Source organism: Luteolibacter sp. Y139 (assembly GCF_038066715.1).
Classification (GTDB): domain Bacteria; phylum Verrucomicrobiota; class Verrucomicrobiia; order Verrucomicrobiales; family Akkermansiaceae; genus Haloferula; species Haloferula soli.
The window spans coordinates 425,203-440,480 of sequence record NZ_JBBUKT010000002.1 but is presented as its reverse complement, the minus strand read 5'-3'; the positions used below and the strand labels follow the sequence as shown (position 1 = coordinate 440,480).

The window sequence follows — 15,278 nt, the reverse complement described above, 5'->3', positions numbered from 1 at the left end:
CTACCCGTTAGGGGCAGTTCACGGACTCTGTTTAGGCGGCTCGGGTTGGAAAGGCCCAATCACTCCAAGCTTCTGACCGGCGTTCTCGATGATTGGTTGTTTCGCATCTCCACTTTCCCAGATCAAAGCGAGGGCATCACGGACCAGCTTCGTGTTTCCTTTCTCCAACTGGCTCACCGATCCAGCAACCACCGTATAGACCGTCTTGCGATAGTAGAAGTCACCAATGGCCACGGAAATCTGATGCTTCCACATGGTAAGCGTCACCACGATCAAGATGACGTTCAAAATGACTGAGATGCGGAACTTCATGAAACCTCGGCTTGATCTAACAAATTAGCCGGATCGCCCGGCCAAGGCTGAATCAAACCTTGGCGAACTTGGCGTCTTGGCGGTTCCATTGTCTTCTAGAACGTGGGCGCTGCGACGGTGGAGCTTTCGCGCTCCTCGGTACGGCGGCGGAGGATGCGGTCAGCAGTCTCGCGCACCATCTCCGCAAGCAGCAGCCACAGGTGACTGCCTTGCCGGTAATCTGCCGGGGCGATGTGCTTCACACGATTCGCATGATTGGAAAGCTGGAAGCACTTGCGGAAGCTGCGGCCACTCGCGTCGTCGGGATTGTAAACGGCGATGGCCTGCCCGCCGCTCTTGTTCATCAGCGTGAAGCACGGCACATCGGTCGGCCCGTCGCCCACGTAGACGATGTTTTCAAACGGGATCGGCCGCTGGTCAGGCGGCATGTGGTCATTCACGTCCTGATTGTGCTCCAGCATCCCCTTGTTGATGCGGAAGAGGAACTGCGTCTTGGTCGTGTGCGAGATCGCGCGCTTCGGGAAACTGATGTGACCCTGCTCGTCCTCGCCGAATTCGCAGCCGAAGATGGCTTTGACTTTCGGAGCCAGCTTGCTGCCGTCGAGCAGCGCCTTCAGGCCGGAGGAAATGATGTAGAACTCGATCTTCACCCCCGCCAACTCATGGTCATGGCCGAGGCAAATCGTCGGCAGCGTGTCGAACATCTCGGCCACCCCGGGGAAGAAGCTTAGCCCCGCGCCGAGCTGGGTCAGCCGGGCGTTGGTGACATGATCCATCTGGAGGTAGTCCAGGATGCACTTCAGGTAGGCCAGTTCGCCATCCCACTGCTGCTCCTTCACCAGCGTGTTGCACTTTTTCCAGAACTGCGCCGGATCAATGCCGAATTCCGGGAACAGCACATCATCCTGCATGTAGCGGGGGCTGAGTGTCTGGTCATAATCAAAAACCAGCGCGATGGTGTTCTGCGGGGCGGCCATGGAGCGGCGGAAAGGCAACCAGCCCCCACCCCTCCCCGCAAGCGGAAAGCCCCGCGAACCCGCGTTACAACAAGGTTCCCCGCAGGATCAGGTGAGCCGCCACGAAATAGATGATCAGGCCGGTGACATCCACCAGGGTCGCCACGAAGGGCGCAGACGACGTCGCCGGGTCCGCCCCCAGTCGCTTGAGCAGGAACGGCAGCATCGAACCCGACAGCGTCCCCCACAGCACCACCCCCACCAGAGAAACGCCCACCGTGGCCGCCAACAGCGGCCAATGCGGCCCATACACGTCGGAAAAAGCCGACCACACGGAAATCCGGATCACCCCGATCACCGCCAAGATCAGCCCCAGCGTCAGCCCCGAGAAGATCTCCCGGCGCATCACCTGCCACCATTGGCGCAGCCCGACCTCTCCCACCGCCATGGCGCGGATGATCAGCGAAGCCGCCTGCGAGCCGCTATTTCCGCCGCTGGAAATAATGAGCGGGATGAAGATCGCGAGCACCGCCGCCCGCTCGATTTCATTCTCAAAAAATCCCATGGCCGTGGCCGTGAGCATTTCGCCGACGAAAAGCACGACCAGCCAGACCGCCCGCTTCTTCACCAGCCTGAAGAAGGAGATGTCGAGGTAGGGCTCATCGAGTTGCTCCACGCCACCGAGCTTGTGGATGTCCTCGGTGGCCTCCTCCTCGGCCACGTCCAGCACGTCATCCACAGTCACAATCCCGACCAAACCACCGTGTCCATCCACGACCGGCAGCACGGTCCGGTGATACTTCCGGAAAGCCGCCACTGCGGTCTCGCGATCATCCGTCGCATGCAAGGCGGTGAAAACCCCGTCCCGCAGGTCCCGGACGTGCGTTTCCGGCGAGCAAAGGAGCAGCTCGCGGATGCGCACGTCATCCACCAGCTTGCCGCTCCCGTCCACCACGTAGAGCACATTCAGCGTTTCACTGTCGCTGCCGTTCCGGCGGATGTGATCAAGCACCTCGGTCGCCGTCCATTCGTCCCGCAGGGTCAGGTATTCGGACGTCATCAGGCGTCCCACGCTGTCTTCCGCGTAGTCCAGCAGGCGCAGGGCGACCGAGCGTTCGGTGGGAGAGAGGGCATTGACCAGCCGGGCGCAGACGGCGGTGGGCAGCTCCTCCAGCAGCGCGGTGCGATCGTCAGCAGACATCGCTTCCAGCAGCTCGACCGCTCGCTGGTCGCCCATGGCGTGAAGCATCCCCTCCTGGACCTCCACATCCAGATACTCAAAGACTTCTGTCGCCAATTCTCCTGGCAGCAGGCGGAACAGTGCCACCTGCTCAGCCGCATCGAATTCGGCGATCACTTCCGCGGAATCGGCAGGGGCCAGTCCGCCGAAAATCGCGCGGATCGACACGAAATTCCGGTCCGCGATCAGCTCCGCGAGCTTGTTTTTGACGTGCTCCCTATCCATCCCAGCAAAAGATTTCGGCCCGCCGCTGGCATGATCGCCGCCCCTTTCCACGGCAACCCCAATCTCCTCTGGAGTGCGCATTTTAATGCGATTTTATCGCCAGCCGTCCGGACTTGCCTGCCTCACGGTGACATAGGTTGCCGGCACGCTTGAAATGGCCGGGCGCTATCCTAAGCTCCGCCGCCCGCCATGGAACTTTCCTCGATTGTCGAAGCCCTCTTGACCGCCTCGGATGAGCCGATGCCGGCCGAGGAAATCGCCCGGCTGATCCGCGCCCGCGTCGCCGAGGCCGAGGACGCCCGCGCCCGCAAGATCGAGGACGGCGAGACGCCTGAAGAACTGCCGGACTGGCTGGTGAGCATCGCCGCCGTTTCTTCGGATCAGGTGATCGCGGGCATCGCCGCGCTTAATCACATCTACGAGGCCAGCGGCCGCGCCTTCCTGCTGATGGAGCGCGCCAAGGGCTGGAAAATCTTCACCCGGCCCTCCTACGGCGAATTCGTCCGCCAGCTCTTCCCAGGCCGCAAGCCCGAGCGCCTCAGCGGCCCGGCCATGGAAACGCTCGCCATCATCGCCTACCGCCAGCCAATCACGAAGGGCGCCATCGAGGCTGTCCGCGGCGTCGCCTGCGACGGCATGCTGCAAAAGCTGCTCGACCGCGAACTGGTGCGTATTGGCGGTCGCGCCGAGCTTCCCGGCCGTCCGCTCCTCTACGAGACCACCGAGATGTTCTACGAGCACTTCGGCATCCGCAGCATCGACGACCTGCCGAATGCCCAGGAGCTGCGTCGAGTGAAACTGCCGGAAGCACCTCTGGAAGGTGCCGTCGCCGCAGAAGAACAGCTTGCCCTCAGCGCCGCTGGCGCTTCCCCTGCCGCCGCCCCTGCCGAAGAAGAAAACGCGTGAACCTCGACGACATCCGCAAGAACATCGACGACATCGACGGCCAGCTCCTCGATCTCCTCTCCGCCCGAGCCGACCTCGTTCACCAGGTCGGCGAAGTGAAAAAGCGCGACGGCCTCCAAATCTACGCCCCGGCACGCGAGGAAGCACTGCTTCGCCGCCTGATCGAGCGCAACAAGGGTCGCCTGCCGGAGAAATCGATCCGCGCGATCTATCGCGAGATCATGTCTGCTGCGCTCGCCTTGGAAGACGATCTCAAGATCGCCTACCTCGGCCCGGAAGGCTCGTGGACCCATCAAGCCGCGATCAAGAAATTCGGCCACTCGGTGAACTACACCGCGCTACCAAATTTCGCCGAAGTCTTCGACCAAGTCGCCCGCCGCCGTGCCGATTACGGCGTGGTGCCGATCGAGAACTCCACCGAAGGCGCGGTCTCGCACACGCTGGATCTGTTTGTCGATTCACCGCTCCAGATCTGCGCGCAGATCCTGCTTCGCATCGAAAACTGCCTGATGGCGGATATTCCCCGCGAGCAGATCAAGACGCTCTATTCGCACCCGCAGGCGCTGGCCCAGTGCCGTGGCTGGATCTTGAGACATTTCCCGAATGCCGACACGGTGGACGTTTCCTCCACCACTCGCGCCGCCCAACTGGCGAAGGAAAACTCCGCCCAAGGTGCTGCCGCCATTGGCAGCCCGGCCGCCGCGGAAATGTACGGCCTGACAGTGCTGGAAGAGTCGATCCAGGATCGCGCCACCAACACCACTCGTTTCCTCGTGATCGGCGAGAAGACCTGCCCGCAGACCGGCAACGACCGAACCTCGCTGCTCTTCGCCATCCATGATCGGCCCGGCTCCCTGGTCCGAGCGCTACAAGCCTTCGATCAGTTCCACGTCAACATGTCGAAGATCGAGTCCCGTCCATCCAAGCGGAAGGACTGGGAATACATCTTCTACGTCGACCTCTCCGGCCACTGCGAGGACCCCATGGTGAAGAATGGCATCGAGGAACTGGAGAAGCACTGCTCCATGGTTAAGCTGTTAGGCTCCTATCCCGACGCCGGAGAATAACTGGGAGCGCGGAATTCATTCCGCTTGGACGGAAGGGCTAACCTACGGGTGAAGCAGAATAAATCCCGCGCTCCCAGCTGTCACCGTCCCTTCGCCAACACGCCATTCCAGAACACCGGCAGCTTCGCCGTGAGCTGATCGAGCGCCTTCTTCTTCGCATTCCGCTTCGACCGCTCCTGCGCGTTGGCGAGATCCATTCCCGCAGTCAGCCCCTTGTTCGTGGCGGATTCCTCCATCACCCCATAAAGGTAACCTGTCCGAGCATCCCGAACCATCAAGGTCGCCGTCGCTGTCACGGTATAGGTATTCGTCGGGGCCAGCCCTAACGTCGCCACGCTCAAGGGCAGGAAAGCATCACTCGACCGGTCGCTGGCCTCGAAGCGATAGATCGCCACCAGATCCGCGCCCACCTTGCGGGCCTCCGCATCCAGCTCCCGGTAGGACTTCACCTCACTGATCAAGGCCACGCGATTGAGACTGACCAGCCCCTCGATGCCGGGCAGCGAACTCGCCACGGCCGCGTGTTCACTCTGCTCCACATCGGTGTCGGAGATCATCCGGAAACCACCGGAACTTCCTTCGATTCGGACCACCGCGACTCGCGCCGGAAAGTGGACCGTCGGGCGCGCATGCGAGGACTCCTCGATCGCGCCCGACGGTCCTTGTGTCACGGGCAGGGAATAACTCGCAGGCGTGTCGTATTGGCAGGCGCCGTTGAGGAAAATGGTGACGAGCAGGGAGGCCTTGAAGCGGTTCATCGGCGCGGAGCCTAACGGGCAACTCGTCATTCTCGTGAATCGAAAGACCCCTCCTATTCATCGACGGAAACGATGATCATTTCATCACTCCGATGTTCGGTATTGGACCTTCGTGATGAGATGTTCACGCTCCGTGCGTGTCCGACGCCTACGACATCGCTCGCTCCCTGCTCTTCTGCCTCAATGCCGAGACTGCCCACCACGTGAGCCTTCGCGGCCTGCGGCTGGCGGAGCAATCCGGCGTCCTTCCCCTGCTCTTCCCCGCCGATGAGTTCATGTCGCCGGTAGAGGTCATGGGCCTGCGATTCCCGAACCGCGTCGGTCTCGCGGCCGGCTTGGACAAGGAAGGTAATACCATCGACGCGCTTGGCCGGCTCGGCTTCGGCTTCGTCGAGATCGGCACCATCACCCCACGCCCTCAGGCCGGAAACCCCAAGCCGCGCTTGTTCCGCTTGATCGAGCACGAGGCGATCATCAACCGCATGGGCTTCAACAACCCCGGCATCACCGCCGGCGTGGAAAACGTCCGCCGCTCGAAGCACTTCCAAGGCGTGATCGGCTTCAACATCGGCAAGAACAAGGACACCCCGAACGAGAACGCCGCGGACGACTACCTCACCTGCCTCAAGGCCGCCTATCCGGTGGCGGACTACATCGCGGTGAATCTCTCCTCACCGAATACCCCTGGCCTGCGCGATCTCCAGGGTGAGGAAGCATCCGCCCGCCTGCTAGAGCGACTGAAGAAGGAGCAGGCGGCCCTCGAAAAGGAACACGGCAAGCGAGTGCCGCTGCTCTTCAAGGTGGCTCCCGACCTCGATCCGCCACATGTCACGGCATTGGCCAAGGTCTTCCTCGACGGCGGGCTCGACGGCCTCATTGCCACGAATACCACCCTCGACCGCGCCCCTGTCGCCGGACACCCGCGCGCCAACGAGGCAGGCGGCCTCTCCGGAAAGCCAGTCACGCAGCGTAGCACCGAAATCATCCGCGCCTTCGCCACGGAATTCGGCGGAAAAGTCCCGATCATCGGCGTCGGCGGGATCTCCAGTGCGGAGGATGCCGTCGACAAGATCCGCGCTGGGGCGAGCCTGGTTCAGATCTATTCAGCCTTCATCTATCAGGGTCCCAGACTTGTCCGCGAGTGCGTCCGGGCGCTCGATACTTTGGACTTGTGAATAAATTTTTCAGGAGGAACGTCTTTCCTGTCGCCGCATTCGTCCCTTGCGCCACGCGCGTTCTGGCCGAAGCAGTTTCTAGAATCAGAACCAATCGAATCATGAAGAAGACCCTCGCTCTCCTCGCCCTCGCCTCCGCTTTCCTCGGCACCAGCTGCTCCGGGCCCGCCGGTCCGAACACCCAGCGTGGAGCCGCCACCGGTGCTCTGATCGGTGCCGGTGCCGGTGCCATCATCGGTCACCAGTCCGGCCGCACGCTGGAAGGTGCCGCCATCGGTGCCGCTGCAGGCGGAGTTGCCGGCGGAGCCTACGGCAATGCCAAGGACCAAGAGCAGCGCGGCTACTAATCCCGCTGCCATTCCCGTGATTTCCCGTGCCGGGCAGGCCATCGCGGCCTCGCCCGGCATTTTTGTGGGATAAATTCGCCCGCCTGCTCCTCTAGTTACCAGTCACGTCCGCTTTACCATGCGCTTTCCCCGCTTCCTCCTAGCAGTCCTGTCAGCCGGATTCCTTTCTATTCACGCCCCGGCGCGCGCCCAAGAGGATCAGGATCTGTTGGGTGGACTGCTTCCGAAGACAGGGTTTGAGGAAGCGGCTGCTACGGATACCACGGCAACGTTGGTGCCCGAGGTGAAATCCATTGCCCCGGGCAAGCCGTTCACCGTAGCCCTGAAACTCCAGCATCCCTCTGGAGGATGGCATAGCTACTACAAGAACTCCGGAGGTATCGAGAAATCCCCTGAGGTCAAATGGACCTTGCCGGAGGGTTTCACGGCTTCGGAACTCCAGTGGCCGGTCCCTCATGTCACGGACGGTCTTTTCGGCAAGAGCTTCACCTACTCAGGCACCCCCGTTTTCCTCACTCAAATCACGCCCCCCGCGAATCTGGCGGACGGCTCGAAGGTCACATTGAAAGCCTCCGCGGTTTGGCAAATCTGCCGGGAAGGCCAATGCCGCGATGAACCCAAGGAAGGGCCGGCGAAATTTGAGATCACGCTTCCCGTTGCAGGCGCGCCGGAGATGGACGGTGCTCAAGCTGCCCTCTTCACCGCTGCCCGGGCCGAGATCCCCCAGCCATCCAAGGATTGGAAGGTCAGTGTCGAGGCCTCCGGCACCGAACTCCAGCTACGCCTCAAAGGCGTCTCCACCGATCTCTCCCAAGCTTCACTGAGCTTCATTCCCGACTATCCCTTCATTGCTCTGGCTCAGAATGGGGCCGGTTTGACGCGTGATGGAGACGACTGGCTGCTCGCACTCAAGCGCGTCACCAAGGATCCCGTCTTCGACCACGCGGTTCCGCAAGGCAAGCAGGTCGCGGGGATCTTGGTCGGCACCAATCCCATCAACGGGGCCAGCAAGGCGGTCGCGATTCCGCCGACCACCATCGGCAAGGCCCCTGCGGCGCCCCTTTCCTTGGGCAAGTTCCTTCCAATCCTCGGAGGTATGCTGCTGGGAGGTCTCATCCTCAACCTCATGCCCTGTGTCTTCCCCGTGATCGGGCTCAAGATCATGGGCTTCGTCCAGCAGTCGGGGCAGGACCGCAAGAAGATCGTCCTCCACGGATTGGCCTTCACCGCCGGGGTATTGCTCTCTTTCTGGGCATTGAGCGGAGTGTTGTTCGCCCTGCGTTCCGCCGCTGGCCCGGGCCAGGAAATCGGTTGGGGTTATCAGCTCCAGAATCCGTGGACCGTGCTCGTGCTCATGCTCCTCATGTTCATTCTCGGGCTGAGCATGTACGGCGTCTTCGAGATCGGAGCCTCGGCCACGTCCGTCGGCGGAAAGCTCCAAACCAAGGATGGCGTCAGCGGTTCGTTCTTCTCGGGCATCCTCGCCACGGTCGTTGCCACTCCCTGCTCCGCCCCGTTCCTCGGCGCGGCCATCGGTGCGGCCATCGCCCTGCCGCCCGTGCAATTCTTCACGGCCTTCACCGCCATGGCACTGGGGCTTTCCCTGCCCTACCTGATCCTGTCGATCTTCCCGCGTTTGGTCGATCTTCTGCCCCGGCCAGGCGCTTGGATGGAGAGCTTCAAGCAAGCGATGGCATTCCTGCTTTTCGCCACCGCAGGGTATTTGCTGTGGGTTTATGTCGGCCAGATCGAACTCGATAACATGCTAAACGTGATCTTCGGCCTCACCGCCGTGGCGATCGCAGCATGGATCTTCGGCCGCTGGCATACGCCGTTCCGGAGCCGCAAGGCCCGGACCATTGCGCTTGTCCTCACCGTGCTTTTTGCTGCAGGAGGCATGAAACTTGCCGCTCCTCCGGCGAAATCCGAGCTCGTTTGGGAAGCCTGGAGTGAAGCGCGGGTCAATGAGTTGCTTGAAGACGGCAAGCCGGTCTACGTCGACTTCACCGCCAAGTGGTGCGCCACGTGCCAGCTCAACAAGAAGCGCGCGTATCCGAAGGAAGTCGCCGCGCTGATGAAGGACCGCGGAATCGTCCTGATGCGTGGCGACAAGACCAATCCGAACCCCGCGATCGACGCCAAGCTGGAGGAGCTTGGCCGCTCGGCCATCCCGGTAAACGTGCTTTATGTGCCCGGGAAGGAGCCCGTCATCACTCCGGAATTGTTGGACGCCGGTTACATGAAGGACCTCATCACCCGCGAGGTCCCGTTGCCCGAGAAAAAGTAGGCCGCAGGAAACGACTCAATCCATTCTTTCCACTGGCACGGCCCGCGCTCATGCTGGGGAAGTGAGCGACATTCCCCAACTGGTCCGCGATGATCCATGGCTTGAATCCCATACCGGCGACATCCAAGGCCGGATCGAGCGCTTCCAGCAGACCCTCTCCGACATCGAAGGCCGCAACGGCAGCCTCCCTGCCTTCGCGAACGGACACAAGCTCACTGGCATCCACCGCCAGCCCGACGGCGGCTGGATGGTCCGCGAATGGCTGCCGAAGGCGAAGGCCGTCTCACTGATCGGCGACTTCAACGACTGGAACCGCGATAGCCACCCTCTCGCGCCGGCGCGCGGCGGTGTCTGGCAGCTCCATCTTCCCGCGGGAACGCTTTCCCACGGCCAGAAGGTCAAGCTGCACATCGTCGGAGCCGATGGCTCGCATCGCGATCGCATCCCGGCGTGCATCTTGCGCGCGGTGCAGGATCCCCAGTCTCACGACTTTTCCGGCCAGATTTGGGAGCCCGAAGAGAGCTACCAATGGCGGAACGACTTCGATCCATCGTCGGTGAAGGTGCCGCTGATCTATGAGGCCCACGTCGGCATGTCCGGTGAGGAAGGCCGCGTGCATTCCTATCGCGAATTCGCGAATGCCACCCTGCCCCGCATCGCCGCGGACGGCTACAATATCGTCCAGCTCATGGCCGTGCAGGAGCATCCTTACTACGGATCCTTCGGTTACCACGTCTCGTCGTTCTTCGCCCCATCGTCGCGCTTCGGCACGCCGGAGGATCTGAAGTATCTGGTGGATACCGCCCACGGCCTGGGAATCGCGGTGCTGTTAGACATCGTCCACTCCCATGCCGTGAAGAACATCGCCGAGGGTCTCAATGACCTCGATGGCTCCGGCAATCTCTACTTTCACGGCGACGACCGCGGCGATCACCCCCAGTGGGACTCCAAGGTCTTCGACTACGGACGCCCTGAGGTCCGCCAGTTCCTTCTATCGAATGTCCGCTATTGGCTGGAGGAGTTCCGCTTCGATGGCTTCCGCTTCGACGGCATCACCTCGATGCTCTACTGGCACCGGGGTTGCGAATCCTTCGATAACTACAGCAAGTATTTCACCAACGGTGTCGACCACGATGCCATCCTCTACCTCCAGCTTGCCACCAGCTTGGCGCAGGAGATCCGGCCCGGTGCCATCGTCATTGCCGAGGACATGTCCGGCATGCCCGGCCTGTGCCGCCCCGTGAGCGAAGGCGGCGTCGGCTTCACCGCTCGTCTCGCAATGGGCATCCCGGACTTCTGGATCAAGCTGCTCAAGCATACCAAGGACGAGGATTGGAACCTCGACGAGATCTGGGGCACCCTGACCAATCGCCGCCACGGCGAGGCCAACATCGCCTATGCTGAAAGCCATGATCAGGCGCTCGTGGGCGACAAGACCCTCGCCTTCTGGCTGATGGACGAGAAGATGTACTGGAACATGGGCAAGGACGATCCCGACCCCGTGGTCGAGCGCGGCATTGCCCTGCACAAGATCATCCGCCTGCTCACCTTCGCACTCGGTGGCGAAGGCTGGCTGAACTTCATGGGCAATGAATTCGGCCACCCCGAGTGGCTGGATTTCCCGCGCGAAGGCAACGGCTGGTCCTATCACTACTGCCGCCGCCAATGGTCGCTCGCCGACAATCCCGCGCTGAAATACGCGTGGCTGGGTGCGTTCGACAAAGTGATGTTGGAGACCGGCAGGCAGCACGGCGTGCCCGGTCCCGAACGCGCCCAAAATCTGTGGATGGACTACGAGCGCAAGATCATGTGCGCCCGCCGAGGCGACCTTATCTTCGTCTTCAATCTCTCCGTGGACATCTCAGTGCCTGACTTCGAGTTCCCCATCCCGGGCACCGGAGCCTACCGCCTGATCCTCGACACCGACGCCCGTGACATCGGCGGCCAAGGCCGGGTCGACGCGAGCATCGAGTATCCCGTCTCCGAAGAGGGCAAGCTGACGATCTATTCCCCGGCCCGGACGGCAATGGTGTTCGCCCCCATGAAGTGAGGGTTGGGGACAAGCGGAGTGGACGGACGCCTGGCGATCCCGTATCCAAGTGAGGCATGTCGCCTTCGACTGTGCTCCGGGTAAACAAGGTGGCACTCATCTTGTTGATCGCGGCCTTGGTCTGCTGGGTCGCATTCCATTTCCTGACCATCGGCGGAGGCCATGACCGCGGCTGGGAGATCTGGAGGGAAATCGTGCAGGTTTTCAAAAGAAGCCGCATGCCCGGATGGCGGCAGATGATCGCCATCTCGGGGTTCTTGATGCTGTCATTCCTCGTTTCCGCCTCTCCCTTCGCAATTCCTCTTCTCCGGTCACACCGGCTATTCTGGTGGCTGGCGGTCCTTGCCTCTGGCGCGGCGTTGGCAGGCTTCGGCACCTTCGTTGCGGGATCCCACAATCGGGGCTATGCCTTGGACTGCCTTTTGGCCTCCATGGTTCTGAACTTCGCTGGCCTGCTTTGCATCCGCCGCCTCCGCCCTGAATAACTCTCCTTCTTGGGACTCGGCACCCCGGCGCGGAGAATCCCAGCGCGCTTTCACCCAAACCCAAACCCAAGCACGTCTGCCCCGACATCCGCACTCGACCTCCGGGCCCGACGTCCTTTTCCTTGATCGCGATGGCTGCCGCAACCCAAGCCCGTCCGGCGGGCAAAAAAGTCCTGCTGATGGGGACCTGCCTGTGCGATGCGTTTTACGACGATGTCGCCCGGGCCACTGTCGAAGTCCTGGAGCATCTCGGCGTCGAGGTGCAGTTCCCGGATAACCAGACCTGCTGCGGCCAGCCGGCTTTCAATTCGGGGGACTGGCCCGTTTCGCGCAAGGTCGCCCGCTACACCGCCGGCGTCTTCGCGGGTGATCTGCCGGTCATCGTCCCGAGCGGTTCCTGTGCCGCGATGAACTTCCACGGCAATCCGCTCCAGTTCGAAGAGTGCCCGGATCCGTCCATCGACTCGCTGGCACGCCGTACTTGGGAAGTGTGCGACTTCATCGTCAACGGCCTCGGCATCCGCGAGTGGAAGGGCTCTTTCGACAAGCCCACCAAGCTCGCGTTTCACCGTTCCTGCCACAGCCGCGGCACGAATACCGGCGAGGCGATCACGTCGCTGCTCTCTTCCATCAAGAACGCCGAGGTCGTCCCCTTCGGCCAAGCCGAGCAATGCTGCGGCTTCGGCGGAACCTTCTCGGTCACTTTCCCTCACATCTCGGGCCGCATGGGCTCGCTGAAGCTCGATCACATCCTCGACGTGCACCCCGACCTGCTGGTCAGCGGCGACATGTCCTGCCTGATGCACATCACTGGTCTCGCTCGCGTCCAAGGGCGCCCCATCGAGCACAAGCATGCCATCCAAGTGCTGCGCGACACCCTGCGATGACGGAGGAGCAAAAGATGCTCGCCGGTGAGCCCTACTCATCGCGCGATCCGGACCTGATCGAGCAGTATCATCGCAGCCGCTCGTTGCTGAAGGAGTTCCACGCACTCGACTCGCGCGACCTCGATGGACGGGCCCGAGTCCTCGGTCATCTCTTCCGCCACCTCGGTGAAGGCGCATGGATCGAGGCTCCCTTCTCCTGCGAATACGGCCGCTACATTTCCATCGGCCGGAACGCCTTCGTGAACGTCAATTGCGTCTTTGCCGACAACAACCTCATCACCATCGGCGATGATGTGCTGATCGGCCCGGCAGTCCAGATCTACACTGCTGGCCATCCGCTTTCGCCGGAAGAGCGAGTCAATCCACCCGGTTCATCCGCCCCTTACGTCACCACCGGCAAGCCAGTCTCCATTGGCCACAAGTGCTGGATCGGCGGCGGAGCCATCATCCTCCCCGGCGTAACCATCGGCGACGGCTGCACCATCGGCGCCGGCAGCGTGGTCACCAAGTCCGTGCCACCGCGCAGTGTTGCCGCCGGCAATCCGTGTCGTATTCTCAAAACCCTGCCATGATCGATCACCAGCTCATCGACACCTACGCCCGGGAGATCTCGGAGGAGAAGCAGACCTCGGTCATCAGTGGCTCCGCCGCGAGCACTGACAAGCGCTACACGGTGCTCTTCAAGGACTACGAAAACCCCGATGAATTGCGCAAGCTGGCCGGCAAGATCAAGGACCACACGCTGCACCACCTGGACAGCTACCTGGAGCAGGCCGAAGTCTCGCTCCAGCGCAATGGCGTGCAGGTCCACTTCGCCGATACCGGCGATGACGCGAAGGCGACCATCCTTTCCATCCTGAAGGACCGTGGCATCTCGAAGCTGACCAAATCGAAGTCGATGGCAGCGGAGGAGATTCACCTCAATCCCTATCTCATCGAGCACGGCATCGAGTGCCTGGAGTCCGACCTCGGCGAGTTCATCATCCAGCTCGATGACGACGTGCCCTCGCACATCGTCCGGCCGATCATTCACAAGAACCGCCGCGAGATCGCCCGTACTTTCCAGCGCGAAGGCATCGCCGCCGACTACAACGACGATCCGGAAACGATCACCCGCCGCGCCCGGGTCTTCCTCCGCGAGAAATACATGCAGGCCGAGGCCGTCATCACCGGCGGCAACTTCATCTCCGCCGAGAGTGGCCGCCTGGTATTGGTGACGAACGAAGGCAACTCGCGCTTCGGGATGGCCCCCTCAAAGGTCCACATCGCACTCGTGGGCATCGAAAAGCTCGTGCCCACCGACAAGGATCTGGCGGTTTTCCTCAATCTGTTAGGCCGCAGTGCCACCGGCCAGCAGCTCACCGTTTACACCGAATTCATCTCGGGCCCGAAGGACACCTCCCAGCCCTCCGGCCCCGAGGAAATGCACGTCGTCTTCCTCAACAACGGCCGCACCGACGTGCTCGAGTCGAACTGCCGCGAAATCCTGCGCTGCATCCGCTGCTCCGCCTGCCAGAACGTCTGCCCGGTCTATCGTCAGGCTTCCGGCCACGCCTACCGCGCCACCTACGGCGGACCCGTCGGTGCAGTCCTTTCACCACTCCTTGCTGGCAAGGAATTCCCCGAACTCGCCGACCTGCCGAAAGCCTCGTCGCTATGCGGCGCCTGCAATGAAGTCTGCCCGGTCGACATCCCCATCCCCGACCTGCTCCTGCGCCTCCGCGACAAGGCCAAGCGCGAGAAGATCCACTCGCCCGGCGCGCCGCCGATGAGCCCCTTCGCCACCCTCGCCACCACCCCTTCCCTGTGGCGCACCGCCATGACCATGAGCAAGGCGATGAACCATCTCCCCATTCAAGTCGCGCCGGTGAAGCCCCTCCAGGAATGGCTCGGCCAACGCACCCTCCCCGAGTGGCACGGCGGCGACTTCCGCAAGTGGTTCAATAGCCGCTCTAACAAATCCAAGCAGTCATGAGCTCCCGCGACGCCATTTTCTCGAAGATCCGCACCGCCCTCACCGACGTGAAGGCCAAGGCCGATTACCCGGACTACGACTCCGCAGTGCTCTATTCGAAGCCGAGGCTCGAAGGCACGTCGCGCGAGGCCTTCACTCGGAATTTCACCGCAGTCAGCGGCAAGGTCGTGAATAGCATCGCGGATCTGGTCACATTTCTCCAACAGAACGGCCAGACCCGTGGGTATTGCGATCCCGTTCTCATGGCGGACGTCGGCAATGCCCTCGCCGCCGCCGGTCTAACCGTCGAGACGGCCTACGATCGCAGCCGCTACGAGGACTACCAGTTCGGCATCACCCGCGCCACCGGCGCCATCGCCGAGTCCGGCAGCCTGATTCTCGATGACGCCCACACCTCCGACCGCCTCGCCGCCCTCTCCCCCTGGGTCCACGTCGGCGTGCTGAAGGAGAGCGAAATCCACCGCACCATCCCCGACGCCATGGCCGGCCTCGGCCCCAGCCGGAATATCCTCTGGGCCACCGGACCCTCGAAGACCGCAGACGTGGAAGGCATCCTGATCGAGGGCGTTCACGGCCCCGGCCTGCAGCTCGCGCTCTTCATCTAACCC

15 protein-coding genes are annotated in these 15,278 nt (G+C 62.2%); 11 read left to right on the top strand and 4 right to left on the bottom strand.

Going from position 1 to position 15,278, the window contains the following annotated elements:
• Positions 1-18 precede the first annotated feature (18 nt).
• From WKV53_RS06755 to mgtE, 3 genes are all read right to left on the bottom strand, one after another.
• Positions 19-312: a hypothetical protein gene (locus WKV53_RS06755; RefSeq protein ID WP_341403617.1), complete on the bottom strand. Its 294-nt coding sequence runs from the start codon at positions 310-312 to the stop codon at positions 19-21.
• 95 nt (positions 313-407) lie between these two features.
• Positions 408-1,289, bottom strand: coding sequence for a haloacid dehalogenase-like hydrolase (locus WKV53_RS06750; RefSeq protein ID WP_341403616.1), 882 nt, complete (start codon positions 1,287-1,289; stop codon positions 408-410).
• A gap of 64 nt (positions 1,290-1,353) precedes the next feature.
• Entirely contained in the window at positions 1,354-2,733 is a 1,380-nt protein-coding gene (mgtE, locus tag WKV53_RS06745) for a magnesium transporter (RefSeq protein ID WP_341403615.1), read from the bottom strand.
• 189 nt (positions 2,734-2,922) lie between these two features.
• Between mgtE and scpB the strand changes: the two genes are divergently transcribed.
• Positions 2,923-3,639: an SMC-Scp complex subunit ScpB gene (scpB, locus tag WKV53_RS06740; protein WP_341403614.1), complete on the top strand. Its 717-nt coding sequence runs from the start codon at positions 2,923-2,925 to the stop codon at positions 3,637-3,639.
• Positions 3,636-4,706 (top strand): prephenate dehydratase, encoded by a 1,071-nt coding sequence (pheA, locus tag WKV53_RS06735; RefSeq protein ID WP_341403613.1) that lies wholly within the window; start codon positions 3,636-3,638, stop codon positions 4,704-4,706. The genes scpB and pheA overlap by 4 nt, the downstream gene beginning before the upstream one ends.
• 80 nt (positions 4,707-4,786) lie before the next feature.
• Here pheA and WKV53_RS06730 read toward each other — a convergent pair whose 3' ends face one another.
• Entirely contained in the window at positions 4,787-5,464 is a 678-nt protein-coding gene (locus tag WKV53_RS06730; RefSeq protein ID WP_341403611.1) for a hypothetical protein, read from the bottom strand.
• A 137-nt stretch (positions 5,465-5,601) separates the two neighbouring features.
• Here WKV53_RS06730 and WKV53_RS06725 point away from each other — a divergent pair, with 137 nt between their 5' ends.
• From WKV53_RS06725 to WKV53_RS06685, 9 genes are all read left to right on the top strand, one after another.
• On the top strand, positions 5,602-6,639 hold the full coding sequence (locus WKV53_RS06725) for a quinone-dependent dihydroorotate dehydrogenase (protein WP_341403610.1): 1,038 nt from the start codon (positions 5,602-5,604) through the stop codon (positions 6,637-6,639).
• A 101-nt stretch (positions 6,640-6,740) separates the two neighbouring features.
• Entirely contained in the window at positions 6,741-6,986 is a 246-nt protein-coding gene (locus tag WKV53_RS06720; protein WP_341403608.1) for a YMGG-like glycine zipper-containing protein, read from the top strand.
• Positions 6,987-7,269: 283 nt separating this feature from the next.
• Positions 7,270-9,273, top strand: a complete 2,004-nt coding sequence (locus WKV53_RS06715; RefSeq protein WP_341403607.1) for a protein-disulfide reductase DsbD family protein — start codon at positions 7,270-7,272, stop codon at positions 9,271-9,273.
• Between the two features lie 61 nt (positions 9,274-9,334).
• On the top strand, positions 9,335-11,323 hold the full coding sequence (locus WKV53_RS06710) for an alpha amylase C-terminal domain-containing protein (protein WP_341403605.1): 1,989 nt from the start codon (positions 9,335-9,337) through the stop codon (positions 11,321-11,323).
• Between the two features lie 56 nt (positions 11,324-11,379).
• Positions 11,380-11,808: a hypothetical protein gene (locus tag WKV53_RS06705; protein ID WP_341403604.1), complete on the top strand. Its 429-nt coding sequence runs from the start codon at positions 11,380-11,382 to the stop codon at positions 11,806-11,808.
• A gap of 131 nt (positions 11,809-11,939) precedes the next feature.
• A complete protein-coding gene (locus tag WKV53_RS06700; RefSeq protein ID WP_341403603.1) occupies positions 11,940-12,695 on the top strand; it encodes a (Fe-S)-binding protein in 756 nt (251 codons plus the stop codon).
• Positions 12,692-13,267, top strand: a complete 576-nt coding sequence (locus WKV53_RS06695) for a sugar O-acetyltransferase (protein WP_341403602.1) — start codon at positions 12,692-12,694, stop codon at positions 13,265-13,267. Before WKV53_RS06700 ends, WKV53_RS06695 begins: the two co-directional genes overlap by 4 nt.
• Positions 13,264-14,670 carry a lactate utilization protein B gene (locus WKV53_RS06690; RefSeq protein ID WP_341403601.1) on the top strand — a complete coding sequence of 469 codons (1,407 nt, stop codon included), beginning with the start codon at positions 13,264-13,266 and terminating at the stop codon, positions 14,668-14,670. The genes WKV53_RS06695 and WKV53_RS06690 overlap by 4 nt, the downstream gene beginning before the upstream one ends.
• Positions 14,667-15,275 carry a LutC/YkgG family protein gene (locus WKV53_RS06685; RefSeq protein ID WP_341403599.1) on the top strand — a complete coding sequence of 203 codons (609 nt, stop codon included), beginning with the start codon at positions 14,667-14,669 and terminating at the stop codon, positions 15,273-15,275. The genes WKV53_RS06690 and WKV53_RS06685 overlap by 4 nt, the downstream gene beginning before the upstream one ends.
• Positions 15,276-15,278 lie beyond the last annotated feature (3 nt).